The 20,282-nt window shown below is 68.7% G+C and carries 20 protein-coding genes; 14 read left to right on the forward strand and 6 right to left on the reverse strand.

Features of this window, described 5'->3' with window-relative positions; all coding sequences use genetic code 11:
* Positions 1-83 precede the first annotated feature (83 nt).
* Genes ACW174_RS00165 through ACW174_RS00175 form a run of 3 tightly spaced genes read left to right on the forward strand, consistent with a single transcriptional unit; the run spans position 84 to position 3,252 of the window.
* On the forward strand, positions 84-2,594 hold the full coding sequence (locus ACW174_RS00165; RefSeq protein WP_492015678.1) for a CHASE3 domain-containing protein: 2,511 nt from the start codon (positions 84-86) through the stop codon (positions 2,592-2,594).
* Positions 2,591-2,977: a response regulator gene (locus tag ACW174_RS00170; protein WP_492015679.1), complete on the forward strand. Its 387-nt coding sequence runs from the start codon at positions 2,591-2,593 to the stop codon at positions 2,975-2,977. The genes ACW174_RS00165 and ACW174_RS00170 overlap by 4 nt, the downstream gene beginning before the upstream one ends.
* Positions 2,974-3,252 (forward strand): Hpt domain-containing protein, encoded by a 279-nt coding sequence (locus ACW174_RS00175; RefSeq protein ID WP_492015680.1) that lies wholly within the window; start codon positions 2,974-2,976, stop codon positions 3,250-3,252. The genes ACW174_RS00170 and ACW174_RS00175 overlap by 4 nt, the downstream gene beginning before the upstream one ends.
* On the opposite strand, the gene ACW174_RS00180 is transcribed toward ACW174_RS00175, so the two are convergent.
* The 5 genes from ACW174_RS00180 to ACW174_RS00200 form a co-directional block, all read right to left on the reverse strand.
* Positions 3,243-3,701 carry a hypothetical protein gene (locus ACW174_RS00180; RefSeq protein WP_492015681.1) on the reverse strand — a complete coding sequence of 153 codons (459 nt, stop codon included), beginning with the start codon at positions 3,699-3,701 and terminating at the stop codon, positions 3,243-3,245. The genes ACW174_RS00175 and ACW174_RS00180 overlap by 10 nt on opposite strands.
* Positions 3,698-4,234: a hypothetical protein gene (locus ACW174_RS00185; RefSeq protein WP_492015682.1), complete on the reverse strand. Its 537-nt coding sequence runs from the start codon at positions 4,232-4,234 to the stop codon at positions 3,698-3,700. The genes ACW174_RS00180 and ACW174_RS00185 overlap by 4 nt, the downstream gene beginning before the upstream one ends.
* A complete protein-coding gene (locus ACW174_RS00190) occupies positions 4,231-6,927 on the reverse strand; it encodes a hypothetical protein (RefSeq protein WP_492015683.1) in 2,697 nt (898 codons plus the stop codon). The genes ACW174_RS00185 and ACW174_RS00190 overlap by 4 nt, the downstream gene beginning before the upstream one ends.
* Positions 6,928-6,935: 8 nt before the next feature.
* The gene (locus ACW174_RS00195) at positions 6,936-7,754 is read right to left on the reverse strand and encodes a fimbrial biogenesis chaperone (protein WP_492015684.1); all 819 of its coding nucleotides are present in this window, start codon (positions 7,752-7,754) and stop codon (positions 6,936-6,938) included.
* A 116-nt stretch (positions 7,755-7,870) separates the two neighbouring features.
* Complete coding sequence (locus tag ACW174_RS00200) at positions 7,871-8,395, reverse strand: DUF4402 domain-containing protein (RefSeq protein ID WP_492015685.1); 525 nt, start codon at positions 8,393-8,395, stop codon at positions 7,871-7,873.
* 241 nt (positions 8,396-8,636) lie between these two features.
* Between ACW174_RS00200 and ACW174_RS00205 the strand changes: the two genes are divergently transcribed.
* From ACW174_RS00205 to leuB, 11 genes are all read left to right on the forward strand, one after another.
* Complete coding sequence (locus ACW174_RS00205) at positions 8,637-9,272, forward strand: LuxR C-terminal-related transcriptional regulator (RefSeq protein ID WP_492015686.1); 636 nt, start codon at positions 8,637-8,639, stop codon at positions 9,270-9,272.
* 136 nt (positions 9,273-9,408) lie between these two features.
* Positions 9,409-9,561, forward strand: coding sequence for a hypothetical protein (locus ACW174_RS00210; RefSeq protein ID WP_492015687.1), 153 nt, complete (start codon positions 9,409-9,411; stop codon positions 9,559-9,561).
* Positions 9,562-9,662: 101 nt separating this feature from the next.
* Positions 9,663-11,405 (forward strand): dihydroxy-acid dehydratase, encoded by a 1,743-nt coding sequence (gene ilvD / locus ACW174_RS00215; RefSeq protein ID WP_492015688.1) that lies wholly within the window; start codon positions 9,663-9,665, stop codon positions 11,403-11,405.
* 3 nt (positions 11,406-11,408) lie between these two features.
* Complete coding sequence (gene ilvC, locus ACW174_RS00220) at positions 11,409-12,422, forward strand: ketol-acid reductoisomerase (protein ID WP_492015689.1); 1,014 nt, start codon at positions 11,409-11,411, stop codon at positions 12,420-12,422.
* A gap of 3 nt (positions 12,423-12,425) precedes the next feature.
* Positions 12,426-14,132 (forward strand): acetolactate synthase 2 catalytic subunit, encoded by a 1,707-nt coding sequence (gene ilvG, locus ACW174_RS00225; protein WP_492015690.1) that lies wholly within the window; start codon positions 12,426-12,428, stop codon positions 14,130-14,132.
* Between the two features lie 3 nt (positions 14,133-14,135).
* Positions 14,136-14,393, forward strand: a complete 258-nt coding sequence (locus ACW174_RS00230) for an ACT domain-containing protein (RefSeq protein WP_492015691.1) — start codon at positions 14,136-14,138, stop codon at positions 14,391-14,393.
* Entirely contained in the window at positions 14,390-15,619 is a 1,230-nt protein-coding gene (locus ACW174_RS00235; protein ID WP_492015692.1) for a 2-isopropylmalate synthase, read from the forward strand. Before ACW174_RS00230 ends, ACW174_RS00235 begins: the two co-directional genes overlap by 4 nt.
* The gene (locus tag ACW174_RS00240) at positions 15,603-16,568 is read left to right on the forward strand and encodes a branched-chain amino acid transaminase (RefSeq protein ID WP_492015693.1); all 966 of its coding nucleotides are present in this window, start codon (positions 15,603-15,605) and stop codon (positions 16,566-16,568) included. The genes ACW174_RS00235 and ACW174_RS00240 overlap by 17 nt, the downstream gene beginning before the upstream one ends.
* Complete coding sequence (gene leuC, locus ACW174_RS00245) at positions 16,561-18,018, forward strand: 3-isopropylmalate dehydratase large subunit (RefSeq protein WP_492015694.1); 1,458 nt, start codon at positions 16,561-16,563, stop codon at positions 18,016-18,018. Before ACW174_RS00240 ends, leuC begins: the two co-directional genes overlap by 8 nt.
* Positions 18,011-18,595 carry a 3-isopropylmalate dehydratase small subunit gene (gene leuD / locus ACW174_RS00250; RefSeq protein ID WP_492015695.1) on the forward strand — a complete coding sequence of 195 codons (585 nt, stop codon included), beginning with the start codon at positions 18,011-18,013 and terminating at the stop codon, positions 18,593-18,595. The genes leuC and leuD overlap by 8 nt, the downstream gene beginning before the upstream one ends.
* Complete coding sequence (gene leuB, locus ACW174_RS00255) at positions 18,595-19,695, forward strand: 3-isopropylmalate dehydrogenase (RefSeq protein ID WP_492015696.1); 1,101 nt, start codon at positions 18,595-18,597, stop codon at positions 19,693-19,695. The genes leuD and leuB overlap by 1 nt, the downstream gene beginning before the upstream one ends.
* Before the next feature lie 45 nt (positions 19,696-19,740).
* Here the strand turns inward: leuB and ACW174_RS00260 are convergent, their stop codons facing one another.
* Positions 19,741-20,169: a DUF2141 domain-containing protein gene (locus tag ACW174_RS00260; RefSeq protein WP_492015697.1), complete on the reverse strand. Its 429-nt coding sequence runs from the start codon at positions 20,167-20,169 to the stop codon at positions 19,741-19,743.
* Positions 20,170-20,282: the final 113 nt, after the last annotated feature.

The following is a 20,282-nucleotide window of genomic DNA, read 5'->3' on the forward strand; positions in this document are numbered from 1 at the left end:
AACCATCTCGCGAGAGTTGAAGTCGGCGGAAAGGTGCGCACTCTACGGTTCATGTTGAATCACCCTCGCCAAGGTCCGGGGCCATGCAGATGATGCAGCCGGTGCTGGTTTCCCGTCGTCACGCCGCGCTCCTGATCCTCGCGGCGGCGGTGGCGGTCTGCGTCGCCCTGGGCGGGATCGGGTTCGAACTGGCGCGGGAATTCCGGCGCGAGGGCGAGGTTCGGGCCGAGATCGAGCGGTCGCACGCCACCCGTGCGCAAATCCTGAGCGTCTTCTCCCTGCTGCAGGACGCGGAGACCGGCCAGCGCGGCTATATCATCACCGGCGATGAGCGTTTTCTCCAGCCGTATGATGAGGCCGAGACCACGCTGGCGACGCAGGTCAAACGTCTGGAACGCCTCTACGCCACAGACGCGACCCAGACAGCGGATGTCATCACCCTTGAGGCCTTGGTGGACCGCAAGCAGGCGACCCTCTCGGAGGGCATCCGGACCCGCCAGAGCGAGGGGCGGGACGCGGCGCTGGCCTTCGTCGCCGCCGGCGCGGGCAAGGCCGCGATGGACGATATTCGCGTGGTCATCGACCGCATGGTGAAGACCGAGGCCCAGTCCCTCGATCAGTTGATCGGCCGCGCCTCCGCCCGTGGGACGGCGACCCAGAGGCTGGTCGCCGGGCTGTTCAGCCTGCTGCTGGCGACCGTGTTCATGTCCGCCCTGCTGGGCTGGCGCTATGTCCGCACCCGCCGCGCCCTGCTGGCCGAGGTGCGCACGACCGCCGCACGGCAGGAGGCCATCTTCGACAGCGCCATCGACGCCATCCTGACCCTGAACCCGAGCGGCAGTATCGAGACCATGAACGCCGCCGCCGCGCGCATGTTCGACTGGTCAGGGCCGGAACTGGTGCGACGCGACATCTCTGTCCTGCTGGACCTGGACGGCAACGGCGACGCCTCGAGAGGTTTCCTTTCCCGGCTCGGATTTCGGGACGGAGAGACGGGGGACGGCGTCGTGCGCGAACTGACGGCCAAGCGCCGTGACGGCTCCACCTTCCCCGTCGATGTCGCGCTCAGCCTCATGCCCTTGCCGACCGGGATCCATATGGTCGCCGTGGTGCGCGACATCTCGGACCGGCGCCGGATCGAGGAGATGAAGCAGCAGTTCGTCTCGACCGTCAGTCACGAGTTGCGCACGCCCCTGACCTCTATCGCGGGCTCTCTCGGCCTGCTGGCCGGCGGCGTGGCGGGCGCCATGCCGGACAAGGCCGCCCGGCTGATCGCGATCGCCCATTCGAACAGCCAGCGACTGGTGCGGCTCATCAACGACATTCTCGACGTGGAGAAGCTGGAGTCAGGGCAGATGACCCTCGACATGGCGCCCGTCGATCTGCGCGATATCGCGGCCCGGTCGATCGAGAATGTTCACGGATTGGCGGAAGACCTTCAGGTGTCACTGCGTTTGAGCGATGGCCCGACGGCCCCGGTCAGGGGGGACACGGACCGGCTGATCCAGGTGGTGGTGAACCTGCTCTCCAACGCCGTGAAATTCTCTCCCTCCGGCAGCGAGGTCGAGGTTTCAGTCCAGCCCGAGACCCGGATCGCGCGCCTCAGCGTTCGCGACCAGGGCCCCGGAATTCCTGACGAATTCCGCGCGCGCATCTTCTCCAAATTCGCCCAGGCGGACTCGTCCGACACCCGCGCCAAGGGGGGCACCGGCCTGGGCCTGGCCATCGCGCGGGAGATCGCCGAGCGCCACGGGGGGCGGCTATGGTTCGAGTCCGCCCCCGGTGAGGGCGCGACCTTCCACATGGACCTGCCGCTGGACCTCGAGGACGCCGAGCCCGCCGAGCCCGCCGAGGGCGAAGGCCCGCACCTGCTGATCGTCGAGGACGACGCCGATGCGGCCCGTGTGCTGCGCACCATGCTGGCCGAGGACGGGTTCACCGCCGACATCGCGGCCACCGCTCGCGAAGCGCTGGCGGCAGTGCGGGGAGACGGCTACGCCGCCGTCCTGGTGGACCTTCAGTTGCCGGACGCCGACGGGGTCGGCCTGATCCGCACCCTTCGCTCCGACCCGAAAACGCGCGATCTGCCCGTCGTCGTGGTCTCGGCCGACATCGCCCGCGGCCGGGCCCGGGGCCGCTCGCTGGAGGTTATCGACTGGCTTGAAAAGCCGTTTGACCAGACCCGACTGCGCTCCGCCGTTTCCGGGATTCTCGACCGGCTGGAGAAGCGGCGCCCGGTGGTCCTGCACGTCGATGACGACCCCGATATCCTCGCGGTCACCGCCTCGGCCCTGGCGGGAGCCGCGGAGGTCATCCCCGCGCCTTCCCTGTCCGAGGCTCGCGCCGCCCTCAACACCCGCAGGCCCGATCTGGTTATCCTCGACCTCGGCCTTCCTGATGGATCGGGTCTGGAGCTGCTGGCCGACCTCGACGACGGGGACGGCCAGTCCGTACCCGTCATTGTCTATTCGGCGCAGGAAATGGACGCCGCCCTCGGCCATCGGGTCGAGGCGGTGCTGGTCAAGTCGCGCACCTCGCTCGCCGGGCTGGTGCGCACCGTTCGCCGTCTGACCGCAAAGGGAGGTCCCCGATGAGTTCGCTCGCAGTACTCCACGTTGATGACGAACCCGATATCCGTGAGGTCGCCGGACTGTCGCTGGATCTCGACCCCGGCGTCGTCCTGACGACAGCCGAGTCCGGCGAAGTGGCGCTTCAGTTGCTGGAAGGCGGCCTCCGACCCGATGTGATTCTGCTGGATGTGATGATGCCGCGACTGGACGGCCCGGGCGCACTGGCCCGGTTGCGGCTTTTACCCGGGTTGGAAGAGACGCCGGTGATTTTCATGACCGCGCGGGTGCAGGCCAGCGAGCGCGACCGCTATCTCGACCTCGGCGCCATCGGCGTGATCACCAAGCCGTTTGATCCCATGACCCTCGCCGGACAGGTTCGGGACCTGCTGGCCGGACGGCCCGCATGAGCGACGATCCCCTCGCCGCGCTCCGCCTGCGCTTCAGGGAGCGGGCGCTTTCCGACGCCGACGGCCTGGCCTTCGCGCTCCAGCACTCCAATGAACAGAACATCGAGGCCTTGGCGCATGGCCTCGCGGGGGCCGCGGGCCTGTTCGGCTTCAGCGAGATCGGCAGACAGGCGAAGGACATCGACGGTCAGTTCGCTGCGGGCGATCGCCCCGCGCGATCAGACGTCGAGGCCCTGATCGCCGCCATCCGCCGCGACATGGCGGCCTATTCGTAGTCGATGCTGAGCGGCAGGGCGGCGACAGCCTCGCCCTCGTTATCGAGCCGAATCCGCAGCCGGCCGGACACCCGCAACAGGTCGTGGCCCTGAAGGTCCAGCCGCGCCACCCGCGTTTCGGAGATATCGCCAGAGTTCGCGCTCCAGATTCTGAGATCTTCGATCACCGCGACGTCCTGGTCGGCCTCGCCCTGCGGCAGGCGGATACGATAGACCCGGCCCGGATCGCCGCTGATCTGGACCATCGCCGGGGCATCGACCAGATTGGAGCCGGTCACCGACAGCGCCACGCCGGGCTCGTTCGGTTGCAGCCGCATCGGACTGACCGTCGAGATGCTCAATCCGCGCTGCACGGTCAGCGAGGCCGAGCCGTTTGCCGACTGCGCCACGGCGGCGGCGGGCGTCCCCGCGATCAGGGCCGTGAGGATCAGAAGACGAACCGGCGTCATGTCGTGAACTGGACTGTGATCAGGTAGTCGAAGGTCCGTTGACCGCTGGCGGCGTTGGCCGCGAGCTGGACATCCATGCCCAGCTTGAAGGTCGCGGTCGTCAGCAGGCCGAGCGGATTGAGATCAAACGTCAGCGTCGAGGCCTCCGCCGGCGCCGAGCCGGTCCGATAGCTGCCGCCGGTCATCGAGCCAACCCGCAGGCGCGTGATCGTCGCCGGCCCGGCGCCGGTGACCGGCGTGATCGTCACCCGGATATAACGCAGGGCGCACAGGCCGTTCAGGTTCAACAGGCCGCAGTTGATCGTGATCGTCGGTGTCGTCACCGAACTGGAGGTCAGGCGGATGGCGTTGCCCGAGGTGCGGGTCACCGCGCCTGCCGCCGTCACGGAGAAGGTCGTGGCGCTGGACCCGCGGATGACCGTCCCCAGCGTCGGCGCGGTCGCGGGCGAGCGTGTCACCGTCGGATCGGCCTGGGCCTGACCGGCGCCGGCCAACATCAGAACCGCGCAAAGACCGGCGAAAAGGCGTCTCATGGCACGGCCTCCGGTCCGGTCTCGATCAGCACCGCGCCGCCGCGCACGAAGCCCCCGGTCGCCGGAATGTTGACGGTCACCGGCGCCACCTGACGCAGGCCCAGTTGGCGGGACTGGTCCGCTTCCAGCCGAACAGTCCAGTCTCCGGGGGCCACCCCCTCGAAGAACAGCACGCCCGCGTGGTCGCTCCGGCCCGGGACGACGGTCTTGCCGTCCGCCGACACCAGTTCGACATTCAAGGCCGCCAGCGGACGCAGGGCGCCGTCGGCGCGACGCAGACGCGCCGTCAGCTCCAGCTCGGCGCTGCGGCGCATGGGATAGTCGATGACCGCCATCCGACCCGGACGGGGCGTGAATTCCAGACCCGGCGGACCGGCGATCAGGAAGGGATCGTCCACGCCCTCCGCGTTCAGCCGAATGCGGGCCGAAGCCCCATCGCCCAGTCCCACCGCAACGGCCTGGCCCTCTTCGCTCGTTTCGACCGGGCCGACGGGCGTGTCGACGATCAGGCCGGGCACGCCGGGCTCCTCCGCCTGACGCAGGCCGTCGGCGTTCTCGTCGACCCAGGCGTTGACGGCGACCGATCCGCCGACGGCGGCTCCCGGGCGGGTCAGGCGGTAGCGGCCCGCGAACGGGTCGTAGCCAAACCCGAAGCCCAGTTGCAGGCCCACACGCCACTCGCGCGACTCCCTCTCATAGGACGCATTGAACGCCAGATCGAAACGCTTCGCCCGCCAAAGGTTTGACGCCTGCAGACTGGTCGCGGACTGCGGCCCCAGCGTGCGGATGACCCCGAGACGCAGCGAATGGGCGTCGCTGACCTGCCAATCGGCGGTGGCGTAGGCCGTTTCGAGCGACGGATCCGGCGACAGCTCGTAGGACAGTCCGCCGCGCAGTTGCAGCCGCGATGACACCAGGGTCGCCACATCGGTCGAGCCCAGCCAACGTGGGCGGCCCGATCCTGCGCCCTGATCATCCTCATAGGCGACGCTGCTGGACGCGTAGTAGCGCCCGATGGGCGCCGAGGCCCGCAGGTCTGCATTGGTGACGCGCACGCCGTCCATCCGGCGGAGCTGGCGCAGGTTGAACGACACCGGCACCGCCAGCCCGCCCGGCCCCTGAACCTGGCCATCCAGCCGCAGGTCGGTCGCACTGCGCAGCGGGGCCAGATCGACCACGCCCAGTTGACGCGTCTCGTCGATGAAACCGCCACGGTATTCCGAATGACGCGCCACCACTGAAACCCCGAACGGGCGGGCGGCCAGACCGACGGTTCCGCCGCTACCGCCGGTATCGTCAAAGGCCATGTCGATCTGCGCCGCCACCGGCCCCAGCGAGCCCCGCAGGCCGAGAGTCCCCAGCGACCGCGCTTCCGCTCCGTCCGGCGTGAACCGCGACAGGCCGCCACTCAGCGTCAGGCCGGACGACAGGCCATAGTCGGCCATCACCGTCATCCGCGCCTCGCCGGTCGCGCCGGTGACCGGGCGATCCCCGACGTCGAAGACCGTCAGTCCCTGCTCCACGACGCCGAACCGGAACACCAGCCGCCCGGCCTCGACCTGACCGGCGCCGAAATTGATGCGCCGGACGACTTCGCGTGACTGGCCCTGGGAGCCGTAGAAGACGAGACGCAGGGTGTTCAGACCGAAGGCCAGCGGCACATCCAGAAACTCGTAGCGCCCCTGGACCGGTGACGTCTGGGCCGCCTGCAGCACCTCATTGACGTAGAGCTCGACCTCCTCGCCCAGCGCCAGTTCCCCGCGCAGGTTGAGCGGCGTGGCCAAATCCAGGTTCTCCAGCGGGGCCGATGTGTAGAACAGCCCCCGCCCCGCATAGCCGGCCGCACCGATCGGCATGGAGGGCGTGAAGACGTCACCCAGCCCCGCACGCGTCCCGCCCAGCGGGCCCAGCGCCCGACCGCCCGGATCCTTACGGGTCAGCAGGACGCGGACATCGTTGATCTCGCCGTCCTCGTTCGAGCCGACATAGCCCTCGAACCCCGCCCACAGCAGGTCGGAAGCGGCGCGGATGTCATAACGCCCCGCCTGATCCACCCCATCCCGACCCAGCAGGCCGCCCAGGTTCACGTCGAAGGCCGGAGGCGTAAACAGCTGGTACGGGGTCGCAATGTGCACGGCCGCGGGGTCGGACGGCGAGGCGCCCAGAGTGGCCTGCCGGCGCTCGCGATCCGCGCGCTGCTGGAACGGCAAGGCCTCGGTCGCGGTCAACTCCATGACCTGAGCCGCCGTGTCCGCGCTCAGGCGAACCGGCAGAAGCTGTTCCAGCAGATCCAGCCGCACATACAGGTCGTCGTCATAGATGGCCGCCTGATCGGCGCTGAACCGGATCGTCCGGCCCGCCACGCGGGCCTGGCCCGAGGCCAGATCAACGGTCAACTGGCGATCCGGCGAGATGACCCAGCCTTCAGCCCGGCGTTGGGCGGGGAAGACGCCGACCGCCAGATCCAGCACGCGCGAGAACTCGCCCAGGGGCACATAGACGCCCGCGCGGGAGGAATAGACGTTCAGCGAATCCGTCAGCTGCACATCTCCCGCGCGGACTTCCATCCACAACAGGTCGTTGGGGCTGAACGGCTGGGGATCGGCCGCGATCATCAGATTGCGCGCCAGCGCCTGCGCTGCGGCCTGCTCCGGCGAGACCGCCAGCGTCAGGAGGGCGAGGCTGGCCCCCACGACGGACCTCACGGCGCGACGAGGGTCGCCGTCGCCAGGATTTCACCGGGCCGGGCGTCGTCGTCGCGATAGATCACGGTGACCGTCTGGCCCGACAGGATGGGCGACGGCAGGGGGGTCACGACCGTCCGGCGGCCGATCTCGGGATAGACGGCCACGCCGCGCACGGCGGTGGCGAGGGGCGCATCGGCGCTGTCCCCCAGACGGATTTCGACATCGCCATAGACCGAACTGGCGCCGAGCCGGACCAGATCCAGCGACAGGACTTCCCCGGCGTCGATCCGTGTGATGGACACGTTCTCGACGGCCGCGCGGGCGTCGGCGGGGCCGTCCCGCACGATCACCGGAATACTGACGCTGAACAGGGCGATGACCTGCACCGCCACCTCGTCGGCGCCCGGTTGGGTCGCCTGGTCGACGGTGAAGCCCGCCGTCTCGGACGGCAGGGCGGTGACGGTCAGGTGGGTCCGGTGCTCGCCGCCCTCGCCCGGCCGGGCGCGAACGCGGATGGCCTGGCTTTCGCGTGGCGCCAGCGTGATGCGGCGGGGCGTGTGCTGGACCAGTGCACTGGCGGAATCGAGGGTCTCGGTCGGCTGGTCCGAGGCGGCCACGATCTGGCCGTCCGGCAGCATGACCCGGTCCACCAGTTCGACCGAATAGGTCGCGGGCTGGTCGCCCTGATTGAAGATGTAGACGGTGGCGCTGCGCTCGCCCGGCTCGAATACGACGCGCTTGGGCGAGATATTCAGATCCGCTCCGACCTGGGCGCCGGCGGGGCCGGCGACCAGAAGCAGGAAAATGGCAGACAGACACAGACGCATCGCCATCGCGATCACCCTCCTCAAGCCCGCCCGAACGTCAAGGTAGTCCTCTCGGACAACCGAGACGTTAACAGATCTGGCGGCGGCGTGTATTTCCTGCAGCGGAAACACAGGGTTGGCGATCAGTTATAGGCGGCCGAGACGGTGAAGGTCCCGGTGTAAACGCCGGTCGGGGCGGTGGAGGCGACCGGCACGCTGCCGCCGACCTTGAAGGACAGCGAACCGGCGGCGCCGAGCGCATTGCTCAGGGTCTGGGCGGCGGCGGAACCGGTCAGGTTGTTCGAGGTCGTCACCGTCAGGGTGTCCGAGCCGTTGGCGATCGAGAAGGTGCCCGGGATGGTCACCGAGATCGACTGGCCGCCTTCACCGTCCACGGTGAACTGCGCGGCCTGCGGCGTGTCGCCCGAGCTCAGGCCGACGACGCCACCCGCGACCGAGCGGGCGCCGGCGGCGCTGACCGTGACCGTGCCGGCGCCGGTGGCCGGACGCACCACGGTGCCGAACTTCAGGTCGGCGTTCTTGGTGATGGTCAGGGGGCGGATCACGGTGATCGAACCGCTTCCAGTGGTCGAGGCCGACTGGGCCATCGCGGGAGCGGCGATGACGACGGTCAGAAGGGCGGCGGCGGCGGCAAGGGACTTGATCATGGTGCGTCTCCAACGACGGGGTGTGTGTCTCGTTGGCGTCCAAATCATCCCGATCAGCGGCCAGGTCCACAACCGGACCCGCCAGAAAGGGGCAAATCGAACCAAAGTTATAGGTTGAAGGCCAAAGAGGGTTCCCGCGAAAACTGTCCGCTTGGCGATTGGCAAACGTCTTGTTAGGAAACCCGACTGCAATCTGTCCGTGTAGAAGCGGCTATAGCTCAGGTTAGTAACGAGAATTTCTGTGCGCTGGATTGTCCTGATCGTCGACGACCATCCTTTGGTCGGACAGGCTTTCGAGCTCTCGATCAAGGCCGCCTACCCGCACCTCGATATCGGCCGCGTGACCACCGCCGCCGAAGCCGACGCCTACGTCAGACTGCATGGGCCGCGCGTGAAGCTGGTCATGCTGGACCTGATGCTCCCGGACGCCGAGGGGTTCAGCGCCCTGCTTCGGCTCCAGCAGATCCTGCCCGACGGCAAGATCGCCATCGTCTCGTCGCGGACCGACAATCACACCCTGTCGATGGGCAAGGCGTTCGGCGTGGACGCCTGGCTGTCCAAATCCGAGCCGGTCGAAACACTGGTCAACGCCGTCGGCGCCATTCTGCGCGGGGAAAACGTGTTTCCCGAGAACGTCCAGGCCGACCGTCAGGCGATCGACTTCCACCGCCGCATCGCCACCCTCTCCGGGGCGCAACTCCGCATCATGCGAGCACTCGTGGAAGGCAAGCTGAACAAGCAGATCGCCTGCGACATGAACCTGACGGAAGGCACTGTGAAACAACATGTTTCGGCCATTCTGAAAAAGCTGCAGGTTAACAATCGGAGCCAAGCGATCCTGATCGCCGCGCCGGTCCTGAGGAACGATCAGGCCTGATGCCAACGCTGATCTGGCACAGGTAGATTTCTGCTCTTCGACGCAGTTCAAACGGTGCTGGCGCAATAATTTTCCTGAACAACCTTGTGCGGCGCAGCAGAGCATGGTTTCCTGACCGCGTTGAACAGGAGCCTCCGTGGCCGATCGTGTCCACATCGCTGACCGCAGGATCGCCGCCAAGGCGATCGCGGCGACGCGTGCGCCGTCGATCGAACTGGCCCTGAACACCCTCATTCTCACGGTAATCCTCGTGCTCCTTAGCGGAGCGGCGTGGACGCATGTGACCTGACCTAGACAACCCTCAGGATCGCCCGCAGCCACCCGCTTCCCTTCAGGAGGCGGGTTTTTTGTTGCGCGCGGTCCGGACACCCTTCCGGAACGACTTCGCCAATGACGCAAGATTTCACCCCGAACGATCGGCCGCCGAACGCGCGCAGCCGCGCCGTCACGGCCGGGCCCAACCGCGCCGCCGCCCGCAGCTATCTGCGCGCCGCCGGCATGCAGGACGCCGACTTCGACAAGCCGATGATCGCGGTGGTCAACACCTGGTCGTCGGTCACGCCCTGCAACATGCATCTGGACCGTCTGGCCGCCGATGTGCGCGCCGGCATCGTCGCCGCGGGCGGCTATCCGGTCGATTTCAACACCATCGTCGTCACCGACGGCATCTCGATGGGCACGCCCGGCATGAAGGCCTCGCTGATCAGCCGCGAGGTCGTCGCCGACAGCATCGAGCTGGCCGTCGAGGGCCATCAGCTGGACGGCGTCATCTGCATCGTCGGCTGCGACAAGACGATCCCGGCCGCCGCCATGGCGCTGGCCCGCATGGATATCCCGGGCCTGGTCTACTACGGCGGCACGATCCTGCCGGGGACCATCGGCACCAAGGAGGTCTCGGTTCAGGAGATTTTCGAGGCCATCGGCGCCCACGCCGCCGGCGCCCTGGACGACGCGGGCCTGAAGGCGGTCGAGACGGCGGTCTGCCCCGGCGCCGGCGCCTGCGGCGGCCAGTTCACCGCCAACACCATGGCCATGGCCCTGTCGGTCATGGGCCTGTCGCCCATGGGCGCCAACGACGTCCCCGCCGTCGATCCGGCCAAGGGCGCGGAAGGGCATCGCTGCGGCCGCCTGATCGTCGAGCGCGTCTTCGCCGGCGACAGCGCCCGCAAATACATCACCCGGGCCAGCCTGCGGAACGCCGCCGTCGCCGTCTCGGCCTCGGGCGGTTCGACCAACGCCGTCATGCATCTGACCGCCATTGCCGCCGAGGCGGGGGTCGAGTTCGGGGTCGAGGACTGCCACCAGGCCTGCGTCGACGCCCCGGTCATTTGCGACCTGAAGCCCGGCGGCCGCTTCCTGGCCTCGCACCTGTTCGCGGCGGGCGGCACCCGCCTGGTGACCCAGCGGATGGCGGCGGCGGGCAAGATCGTCAACGCCCCCACTGTCAGCGGCCGCAGCCTGTTCGCCGAGGCCGCCGAGGCCGAGGAAACCCCCGGCCAGCAGGTGGTGGCCACCTTCGATGCGCCGGTCATGGATCGCGGCAGCTACGCCGTCATCTACGGCGACGTCGCTCCCGACGGCGCGGTCATCAAGCTGACCGGCCACAAGGTCGACCGCTTCGAGGGGCCCGCCTGCGTCTTCGACAGCGAGGAGGACGCCTTCCATGCCGTTCAGGACGGCTCGGTCGGTGAAGGCGACGTCATCGTCATCCGCTACGAAGGTCCCAAGGGCGGCCCCGGAATGCGCGAGATGCTGCAGGTCACCGCCGCCCTGAAGGGTCGCGGCGTCCACAACGTCGCCCTGATCACCGATGGCCGTTTCTCGGGCGCCAGCTACGGCTTCGTCGCCGGCCATGTCTCGCCCGAGGCGGCGGTCGGCGGCCCCATCGCCCTGATCCGCGACGGCGACCGCATCGCCATCGACGTCGCCAACCGCCGGATCGACGTCGACGCCGATCTGGTGAAGCGCCGGGCGGACTTCGCCCCCCGATCAATCCGCCCGGCGCACGGAGTCTTCGCCAAATACCGCGCCTCGGTGGCCTCCGCCGCCCAAGGCGCCGTGACCATTCCCAATCCGCCCCCGGTCCAGCGTCCCGCCGAGACCGAAACCCGATCCGCCCGAGAGGACGCCTGAACCATGGCCATCACCATCTACACCGACGAGGACATTCGCCCCGGCGCCATCGCCGGTCAGCGCATCGCCATTATCGGCTACGGCTCGCAGGGCCGGGCCCACGCCCAGAACCTGAAGGACTCCGGCCACGACGTGGTCGCCGGGGTCCGCGAGGGCGGCAAGGGCTGGCGCAACGCCACCGCCGACGGCGTCCCGACCGCCGAGCCCGCCGAGGCGGTCAGGGATGCGGACATCATCGCCATCCTGACCCCGGACATGATCCAGGCCGAGGTCTACCGCGACATCATCGAGCCGAACGCCAAGCCCGGCTCGGCCATCCTGTTCGCCCACGGCTTCTCGATCATCTACGGCCGCATCACGCCGCGGGCTGACATGGACGTCATCCTGGTCGCGCCCAAGGGTCCGGGCGATCTGGTCCGCCGCGAGTACCAGCGCGGCCGGGGCGTCCCCTCCCTGTTCGCCATCGAGAAGGACGCGACCGGCAAGGCCCGCGACCGCGCCATGGGCTACGCCAAGGGCAATGGCGGCGCGACCGGCGGCCTGCTGGAGACCACCTTCCGCGAGGAGACCGAGACCGATCTGTTCGGTGAACAGGCCGTCCTGTGCGGCGGCGCCAAGGAGCTGGTCATGTCCGGCTTCAACACCCTGGTCGAGGCCGGCTACCAGCCCGAGATCGCCTACTTCGAGTGCATGCACGAGCTGAAGCTGATCGTGGACCTGTTCTACGAAGGCGGCATCACCAAGATGAACGAATTCATCTCGGAGACGGCCAAATGGGGCTCGGTCAAGTCCGGCCCTCGCGTCATCACCGACGAAACCCGCGCCCGGATGAAGACCATCCTGGACGAGATCCAGTCGGGTCAGTTCGCCAGTGAATGGATCGCCGAGAACGAGGCCGGCAAGCCCCGATACGACGCCTGGGTCAAGGCCGACGGCGAGCAACCCATCGAGATCACCGGGGCGAAGCTGCGCGAGCGCATGGCCTGGCTGCACGCCCCCAAGTCGGAAGCCGCCTGAACCATGACCGCCTCCGCCGCCCGCATCCCCGAACCCGCCACCGCCCCGAAAAGCGGCGCCCGCCTGCTCGTCTCCACCCTGGAGCGGCTGGGGGTGGAGGTCGTGTTCGGCTATCCGGGCGGCGCGATCATGCCCGTTTACGACGCCCTGGCCGGATCGAAACTGCGCCACATCCTGGTCCGCCACGAACAGGCCGCCGCCTTCGCCGCCGACGCCTATGCGCGCCGCAGCGGCAAGGTCGGGGTGTGCATGGCGACCTCCGGCCCCGGCGCCACCAACCTGATCACCGGCATCGCCAATGCGATGATGGATTCCATCCCCATCGTCTGCATCACCGGCAATGTCGCGCAAGGCGTCATGGGCACCGACGCCTTCCAGGAGATCGATATCCTGGGCGTCACCCTGCCGATCGTGAAACACTCGATCCTGGTCCGTGACCCGGCCGACGTTCCCGCGGCGGTCGAGGAGGCCTTCCACATCGCCGCCTCGGGCCGCCCCGGCCCGGTCCTGATCGATCTGCCCAAGGATGTGCAGGTCGGCCAGACGAGTGAAGACTTCGGCTTCCACTATCCCAACGAGACCATCCCGACCGACCACGACGCCATCGCCGCGGCGGCGGACGCCATCCGCGCGGCCCGACGTCCGCTGATCTATGTCGGCGGCGGGGTGAAGATCGGTCGCGCCACCGAACAGGTCCGCGCCTTCGCCGAAACCACCGGCATTCCGTCAGTCGCAACCCTGAACGCCCTGGGGACGATCCCGACCGACGCCCCCGGCTTCCAGGGCATGCTGGGCATGCACGGGACCCGGGCCGCCAACGAGGCGGTGCAGGAAGCCGACCTGCTGATCGTCCTGGGCGCCCGCTTCGATGACCGCGCGACTGGCAAGCTGGCCGAGTTCGCGCCCCACGCCCGGGTCATCCATTTCGACATCGACGCCTCCGAGATCGGCAAGCTGCGCGAGACCTGGATCCCCGTGGCCGGCGAGCTGGCGCCGGGCGTCGAGGCCCTGACCGCCCGCCTGGCCGGGAATGGCCCGGCCATCGATCCGTGGATGATCCACTGCGCCAGCCGGGTCCAGCGCACCGCCTTCCGCTATGACGACGCACCCGGCGAGGGCGTCTTCGCCCCTGCCCTGCTGAAGGCCGTGTCGGAGGCCGCCGGCGACTCCTTCGTCGCCGCCTGCGACGTCGGCCAGCATCAGATGTGGGCCGCCCAGCACTGCCGCTTCTCGAAGCCGGAAGCCCACATCACCTCGGGTGGTCTGGGGGCCATGGGCTTCGGCCTGCCCGCCGGCATCGGCGCCAAACTGTCCGATCCGGACGCCACGGTCGTCGTCATCGCCGGCGACGGCGGCTTCATGATGAACGTGCAGGAGCTGGCCACCCTGCGTCGCTACGGCGTCGCGGTGAAGGTCCTGCTGCTGGACAACAGCTCCCTGGGCCTGGTCCGCCAGTGGCAGGAGCTGTTCTTCGACGGCAACTATTCGGAGATCGACCTGTCCGACAATCCGGACTTCGTGAAGGTCGCCGAGGCCTTCGGGATCGAGGCCTTCCGAATTAGCCGACGCGAGGAGGTTCAGGCCGGGATCGCCCGCCTGCTGGCCGCCGACGGCCCCTGCCTCGCACACGTCATCATCGATCCCCGGGAGAACGTGTGGCCGCTGGTCCCGCCCGGAAAGAACAATGCCGAAATGATGGAAGGCGCCTGAGCCATGAGCACCGAAACCCTGCACCTGAACATTGACCGCGCCGACGGCTCGCTCCAGCGCCTGATCGGTCTGGTGGAGCGCCGCGGCTTCCACATCGACGGCATCCGCATGAGCGACGAGGGACCCGCGCGCCGGATCGAACTGGCCGTGCGCGGCCGCGACGACGGGCGCTGCACCCGGACCCTGGGCCGTCAGATCGACAAGCTGTTCGGCGTCACTCGCGTCAACGCCGCCGGCTTTCATCCCGAGGTCGCGGCATGACCAAGGTACAAACGGCCGTCGCCGCCGATCCAAACAAGGTCGTCGTCTTCGACACCACCCTGCGCGACGGGGAACAGGCGCCCGGTTTCTCCATGGGACCGGACGAGAAGGTCCGCATGGCCCGCGTTCTGGCGGACATGAAGGTCGATGTGGTCGAGGCCGGCTTCGCCGCCGCCTCCCCCGGCGACGAGGAATGCGTTCGCCGCGTGGTCGGCGAGGTCGAAGGCCCCGTCTTCTGCTCACTGGCCCGCTCGAATGAGGCGGATATCGACGCCGCGTATCGCGCCCTGTCCGGCACCGGAGAACGCCGCATCCACATCTTCCTGGGCACCAGCCCGATCCACCGCTCGGCCAAGCTGAAGATGTCCAGGGCCGAGGTGCTGGCCGCCGCGGCGCGCTCGGTCGCCTACGCCCGCACCCGCTTCGAGGATGTGGAGTTCAGCCCCGAGGACGCGATCCGCACCGAGCCGGAATTCCTGGCCGAGGTGTGCGAAGCCGCCGCCGCGGCGGGCGCGACCACCCTGAACATCCCTGACACCGTCGGCTATTCCACGCCGGGCGAGATCGGCGACATCTTCCGCAATCTGATCGCCAGCGTGCGCGCCCGCTTCCCGCAGGTCGTCTTCTCGGCGCACTGCCATGACGATCTGGGCATGGCCGTCGCCAACTCGCTGGCGGCCGTCGAGGCCGGGGCGCGTCAGATCGAGGGCGCCGTCAACGGCATCGGCGAACGGGCAGGCAACGCCTCGATCGAGGAAATGGTCATGGCCATCCGCACCCGGTCGGACCGCTACGGCCTGCACACCGGCGTCGACGCCACCCATCTGGTCCGCGCCAGCCGCCTGCTGAGCGAGATCACTCAAACCCCCGTGGTGCGCAACAAGGCCATCGTCGGCCTGAACGCCTTCGCCCACGAGGCCGGCATCCACCAGCACGGCATGATGGCCGACCCCTCGACCTACGAGATCATGCGGCCCCAGGACGTCGGCTTCGAAGGCACCTGGTTCGTGCTAGGCAAGCACTCCGGCCGCCACGCCGTCGCCAAGCGCGCCGAGGCCCTGGGCCAGCCCGTGGCGGGCGCCCATCTGGCCGCCGCCTTCGCCGGCTTCAAGGCCCGCGCCGACGAGATCGGCGAGATCAACGACCACGAATTGCTGGCGATCATCGAGGCCTCGCGCCCGGACGCCGCCCCCCGACAGGAGTACGCCTATGCGGCCGCTGGCTGAACAGATCTGGGTCAACGGCGAACTGACGCCCTGGGCCGATGCGAAGGTCCACGTGATGAGCCACGCGCTCCACTACGGCACCTCGGTGTTCGAGGGCATCCGCGTCTATGACACCCCCAACGGCCCCTGCGGCTTCCGCCTGACCGACCACGTGCGGCGCCTGTTCGACAGCGCCCGCATGTACCATTTCCAGCTGCCGTACACGGAGGTGGAACTGGTCGAGGCCTGCCGCGCCACCGTGAGGTCGACCGGCCTGAAGTCCGCCTACATCCGCCCCATCGCCTTCCTCGGCGCCTGCGGCATGGGGGTGACGCCCTCTCCCGACAATATGAACATCGACGTCGCCATCGCCGCCTTCCCGTGGGGCGCCTATCTGGGCGAGGAGGCGCTGGAGAAGGGGGTGGACGCCTGCGTCGCCTCGTGGTCACGCATCGCCCCCAACACCGTGCCCTCGGGCGCCAAGGCGGGCGGCAACTATCTGTCCTCCTACCTGATCGGGCGCGAGGCCCGGGTCGGCGGCTTCGGCGAGGGCATCGCGCTCGGCACCGACGGCCGCCTGTCCGAAGGTGCCGGCGAGAACCTCTTCCTGGTGAAGGACGGCGAGATCATCACCCCGCCCGCCGCGGCCTCCATCCTGATGGGCATCACCCGCGACAGCGTGCTGAAGCTGGCGCGTGGGCTGGGCTACGAAACCCGCGAGCAGATCCTGCCGCGCGAGGCCCTGTACGTCGCCGACGAGATCTTCATGACCGGCACGGCGGCCGAGATCACCCCGGTGCGATCGGTCGACGGCATCCCGACCCGCGCCGCCGGCCCCGGCCCGGTGACCAAGGCGGTCAACGCCGCATTCCGCGGCCTGTTCACCGGCGCGACGCCCGACCGCCATAGCTGGCTGGAGCCCATCCACGACAACGCCCCCGCCCCCCAGCGCGAGGCCGAATATGCCTGAGACCCTGTTCGAAAAAGTCTGGAACCGGCATGTAGTGCAGGCGGAAACGCCCGACGCACCCGCCGTGCTCTACGTCGACCTGCATCTGGTGCACGAGGTCACCAGCCCACAGGCCTTTTCCGAGATCGAGAGCCGGGGCCTGAAGGTGCGTCGTCCCGACCGCACCTTCGCGACACTGGACCACTCCACCCCCACCCTGCCCGCTGATGCGAGCGGCGAGCGGCCCTACTACACCCCGGCTTCAAAAGCCCAGGTCGAGACGCTGGAGGCCAACTGCGCGCGCCACGGCGTGTCGCTGGCAGGTTGGGGCTCGGCGGACCGCGGCGTGGTCCATGTCATGGGGCCGGAGCTGGGCCTGACCCGGCCGGGCATGACCGTGGTCTGCGGCGACAGCCACACCGCCACCCACGGCGCCTTCGGCGCACTGGCTTTCGGCATCGGCACCTCCGAGGTCGGCCACGTCCTGGCCACCCAATGTCTGCTGCAGCGCAAGCCGCGGACCATGCGCGTCACCGTCAACGGTCAGCTGCAGCCCGGCGTCTCCGGCAAGGATGTCGCTCTGGCGATCATCGCACGCCTGGGCTTCGGCGGCGGCACCGGCTTCGTGATCGAATATGCGGGCGAGGCCATCCGGTCGCTGGACATGGAAGGGCGGATGACCGTCTGCAACATGTCGATCGAGGCGGGCGCCCGCGCCGGCATGGTGGCCCCGGATCAGGTCACCGTCGACTGGCTGAAAGGCCGCAAACACGCCCCGCAGGGTGCGGCTTGGGACGCCGCCGTCACCGACTGGCTGTCCCTGGCCTCGGACCCCGGCGCGGTCTTCGACGCTGAAGTCCGGATCGACGGCGCCGCCATCGGCCCGATGGCGACCTGGGGCACCACGCCCGACGCGGGCTCCGCCATCGGCGCGGCCGTGCCTCAGCCGAAGGACGCCTCGGGTGAAAAGGCGCTGGCCTATATGGGCTTCACCGCCGGCGAGGCGACCACAGCCCATCCGGTCGATGTGGTCTTCATCGGCAGTTGCACCAACGGACGCCTGCCCGACCTCCGCGCCGCCGCCGAGGTTCTGCGCGGCCGCAAGGTCAAGCCGGGCCTGCGCATGCTCGTGGTGCCCGGTTCCGAGGCCGTCCGCCGCGACGCCGAGGCCGAGGGTCTGCACACCGTCTTCATCGACGCGGGCGCGGAGTGGCGCATCCCGGGCTGTTCAATGTGTCTGGCCATGAACGGCGACATGGTGGCGCCCGGCCAGCTGGCCGTCTCGACCTCCAACCGCAATTTCGAAGGCCGCCAAGGTCCCGGCTCGCGCACCATCCTGGCCAGTCCTGCGACCGCCGCGGCCACGGCCATCATGGGCGTGCTGACCGATCCTCGCGTCTTTCTGGTGGAGGCGCCCCTCCTCAAGCAGCCGAGCGCCGCGCGCGAGGCGGTAGGAGCCCAAGATGCCTGAGCCATTGAAAACGCTGACCTCCAAAGCCGTGGTCCTGTCGCAGTCGAACATCGACACCGACCAGATCATCCCCGGACGCTTCCTCAGCACCACCAGCCGCGAGGGTCTGGGCGCCTGGGCCTTCTATGACTGGCGCTACGAAGCCGACGGCGCGCCCAAGCCCGAAGCCGTCCTGAACCGCATCGACCCGACCGAGCGCCGCATCCTGCTGGCCGGGAAAAACTTCGCCTGCGGATCTTCCCGCGAGCACGCGCCGTGGGCCCTGATGGACTACGGCTTCCGGGCCGTGGTCTCGACCGGCATCGCCGACATCTTCACCTCCAACGCCCTGAAGAACGGCCTTCTGCCCATCGTCGTCGATCAGGCGACCTGGGACGACCTCGCCGCCCACGCGGACCAGCCGATCACCATCGATCTGGAAACCTCCACCCTCCAGCGCGGCAATGCAGAACCTGTCGCCTTCGTGGTGGAGAGTTTCGCCCGCCAGTGCCTGCTGGACGGGGTCGACACGCTCGGCTGGCTGCACGCCCGCCTGCCCGCCATCGAAGCCTTTGAACGCCAGAAAGAAACCGTCTGATGTCCGTCTCCAAGACCTACAATATCGTCGTCCTGCCCGGTGACGGCGTCGGCCCCGAGGTCACCCACGCGGCGCAGGCCGTGCTGGCGGTCATCGGCGACTTCTTTGGTCACACCTTCAACTTCAGCGAACATCTGATCGGCGGGGCCGGCATCGACGCCGTTGGCGATCCCTTGCCGCAGGAGACCATCGACGCCTGTCTGGCCGCCGACGCCGTGCTGCTGGGCGCCGTCGGCGGACCGAAATGGGACGGCGGCAAGCGTCGCCCGGAAGAAGGCCTGCTGGGCCTGCGCAAGGCCATGGGCCTGTACGCCAACCTGCGTCCGCTGCAGGTCTCGCCGGTGCTGGCCCATCGCTCGCCGCTGAAGAAAGAGATCGTCGAGGGCGTCGATCTGATCGTCTTCCGCGAGCTGACCGGCGGCATCTATTTCGGTGAAAAGACCCGGACCGCCGACCGCGCCACCGACCTGTGCGTCTATACGGTCGGCGAGGTCGAGCGTGTCGCCCGCGCCGCCTTCCACACCGCCCAGCAAAGGCGTGGCAAGGTGACCTCGGTCGACAAGGCCAACGTCATGGAGACCAGCCGCCTGTGGCGCGAGGTCGTGACCCGCATCCACGCCGAGGAGTTCCCCCGCATCGAGCTGGAGCACGCCCTGGTCGACTCCATGGCCATGCACCTGATCCGCAAGCCGCGCGACTACGACGTCATCCTGACCGAGAACATGTTCGGCGACATCCTGTCGGACGAGATTTCGGTGCTGGGCGGCTCCATCGGCCTGCTGCCCTCGGCCTCGCTGGGCTCCAGTGGCCCAGGCCTGTTCGAGCCTATCCATGGCTCGGCGCCCGACATCGCCGGTCAGGACAAGGCCAACCCGGTCGGGACCATCCTGTCCGCCGCCCTGCTGTTGCGCCACAGCCTGGGTCTGGAGGACGAGGCCGGGTCCATCGAAGCCGCCTGCGCCGCCGTCCTGTCGGCCGGAGCGGTCACCGCCGACCTGGGCGGCACCCTGGGCACGCGGGACGCCGCCAACGCCGTCATCGACGGCATCCGGGCGATCCACTGGGCCGCCGCCCATCGCGTGCAGATGCACTGGGCCTGACGGCGAACGTCCCGCTCCTCTCACGAAGGGCGGGACGTCCAACTGTCACTTGAAATACTGCATCGGCACGGTCAGGCGGGTCGCCCCGGTCGCCGGCACAGTGAACTTCACCTGATCCCAGGTCGGACCCGCGCGCAGGGTCTCTCCGTGCACCATGGCCCAGCCTTCCGCCGGCATTCCGCCTTCCAGCTTCATCTGGCCGTCCCCGTCCACGTCGTGCAGCACCGACAGGGAATAGTCGCCCGGCTGGACGTTGCGGAAGGTCACGGTCAGCGTGCCCGCCGCCGGGTTGCGGATGATGTCCCCATAGGCTCCGGCGGGTTGCAGGAACTGGTCGTGCGTTTGAAGCGCGGCCAGCAGTTGCCCGCCCCGCGCCTCGACGCCGGTCAGGGTGATGGTGACGTCGTCGGCGAGCGCCGGTGCGGCGGCGAGACAGGACAGGGCGGCGACGGCCGCGGCGGTGATCGTCTTCATGGTGGGTTTCCTCTCGTAGGCAGGCCAGCCCCGCCTCGTGAAAAGCACTTTGTGTTGTAAAGTTCTCTGAGTCAACAGGCGGAAGCGCTGGCTGGCTTCGCTCGCACGAGGGT

Source organism: Brevundimonas sp. AVps31 (genome assembly GCF_058681355.1).

Coding starts and splice junctions, on each gene's coding strand:
- ACW174_RS00200 (WP_492015685.1), bottom strand. CDS start 8,395: ATGATCAAGTCCCTTGCCGCCGCCGCCGCCCTTCTGACCGTCGTCATC.
- leuB (WP_492015696.1), top strand. CDS start 18,595: ATGTCCGTCTCCAAGACCTACAATATCGTCGTCCTGCCCGGTGACGGC.
- ACW174_RS00170 (WP_492015679.1), top strand. CDS start 2,591: ATGAGTTCGCTCGCAGTACTCCACGTTGATGACGAACCCGATATCCGT.
- ACW174_RS00165 (WP_492015678.1), top strand. CDS start 84: ATGCAGATGATGCAGCCGGTGCTGGTTTCCCGTCGTCACGCCGCGCTC.
- ACW174_RS00235 (WP_492015692.1), top strand. CDS start 14,390: ATGACCAAGGTACAAACGGCCGTCGCCGCCGATCCAAACAAGGTCGTC.
- ACW174_RS00185 (WP_492015682.1), bottom strand. CDS start 4,234: ATGAGACGCCTTTTCGCCGGTCTTTGCGCGGTTCTGATGTTGGCCGGC.
- ilvG (WP_492015690.1), top strand. CDS start 12,426: ATGACCGCCTCCGCCGCCCGCATCCCCGAACCCGCCACCGCCCCGAAA.
- leuC (WP_492015694.1), top strand. CDS start 16,561: ATGCCTGAGACCCTGTTCGAAAAAGTCTGGAACCGGCATGTAGTGCAG.
- ACW174_RS00195 (WP_492015684.1), bottom strand. CDS start 7,754: ATGGCGATGCGTCTGTGTCTGTCTGCCATTTTCCTGCTTCTGGTCGCC.
- leuD (WP_492015695.1), top strand. CDS start 18,011: ATGCCTGAGCCATTGAAAACGCTGACCTCCAAAGCCGTGGTCCTGTCG.
- ACW174_RS00240 (WP_492015693.1), top strand. CDS start 15,603: ATGCGGCCGCTGGCTGAACAGATCTGGGTCAACGGCGAACTGACGCCC.
- ACW174_RS00260 (WP_492015697.1), bottom strand. CDS start 20,169: ATGAAGACGATCACCGCCGCGGCCGTCGCCGCCCTGTCCTGTCTCGCC.
- ACW174_RS00175 (WP_492015680.1), top strand. CDS start 2,974: ATGAGCGACGATCCCCTCGCCGCGCTCCGCCTGCGCTTCAGGGAGCGG.
- ilvD (WP_492015688.1), top strand. CDS start 9,663: ATGACGCAAGATTTCACCCCGAACGATCGGCCGCCGAACGCGCGCAGC.
- ilvC (WP_492015689.1), top strand. CDS start 11,409: ATGGCCATCACCATCTACACCGACGAGGACATTCGCCCCGGCGCCATC.
- ACW174_RS00230 (WP_492015691.1), top strand. CDS start 14,136: ATGAGCACCGAAACCCTGCACCTGAACATTGACCGCGCCGACGGCTCG.
- ACW174_RS00180 (WP_492015681.1), bottom strand. CDS start 3,701: ATGACGCCGGTTCGTCTTCTGATCCTCACGGCCCTGATCGCGGGGACG.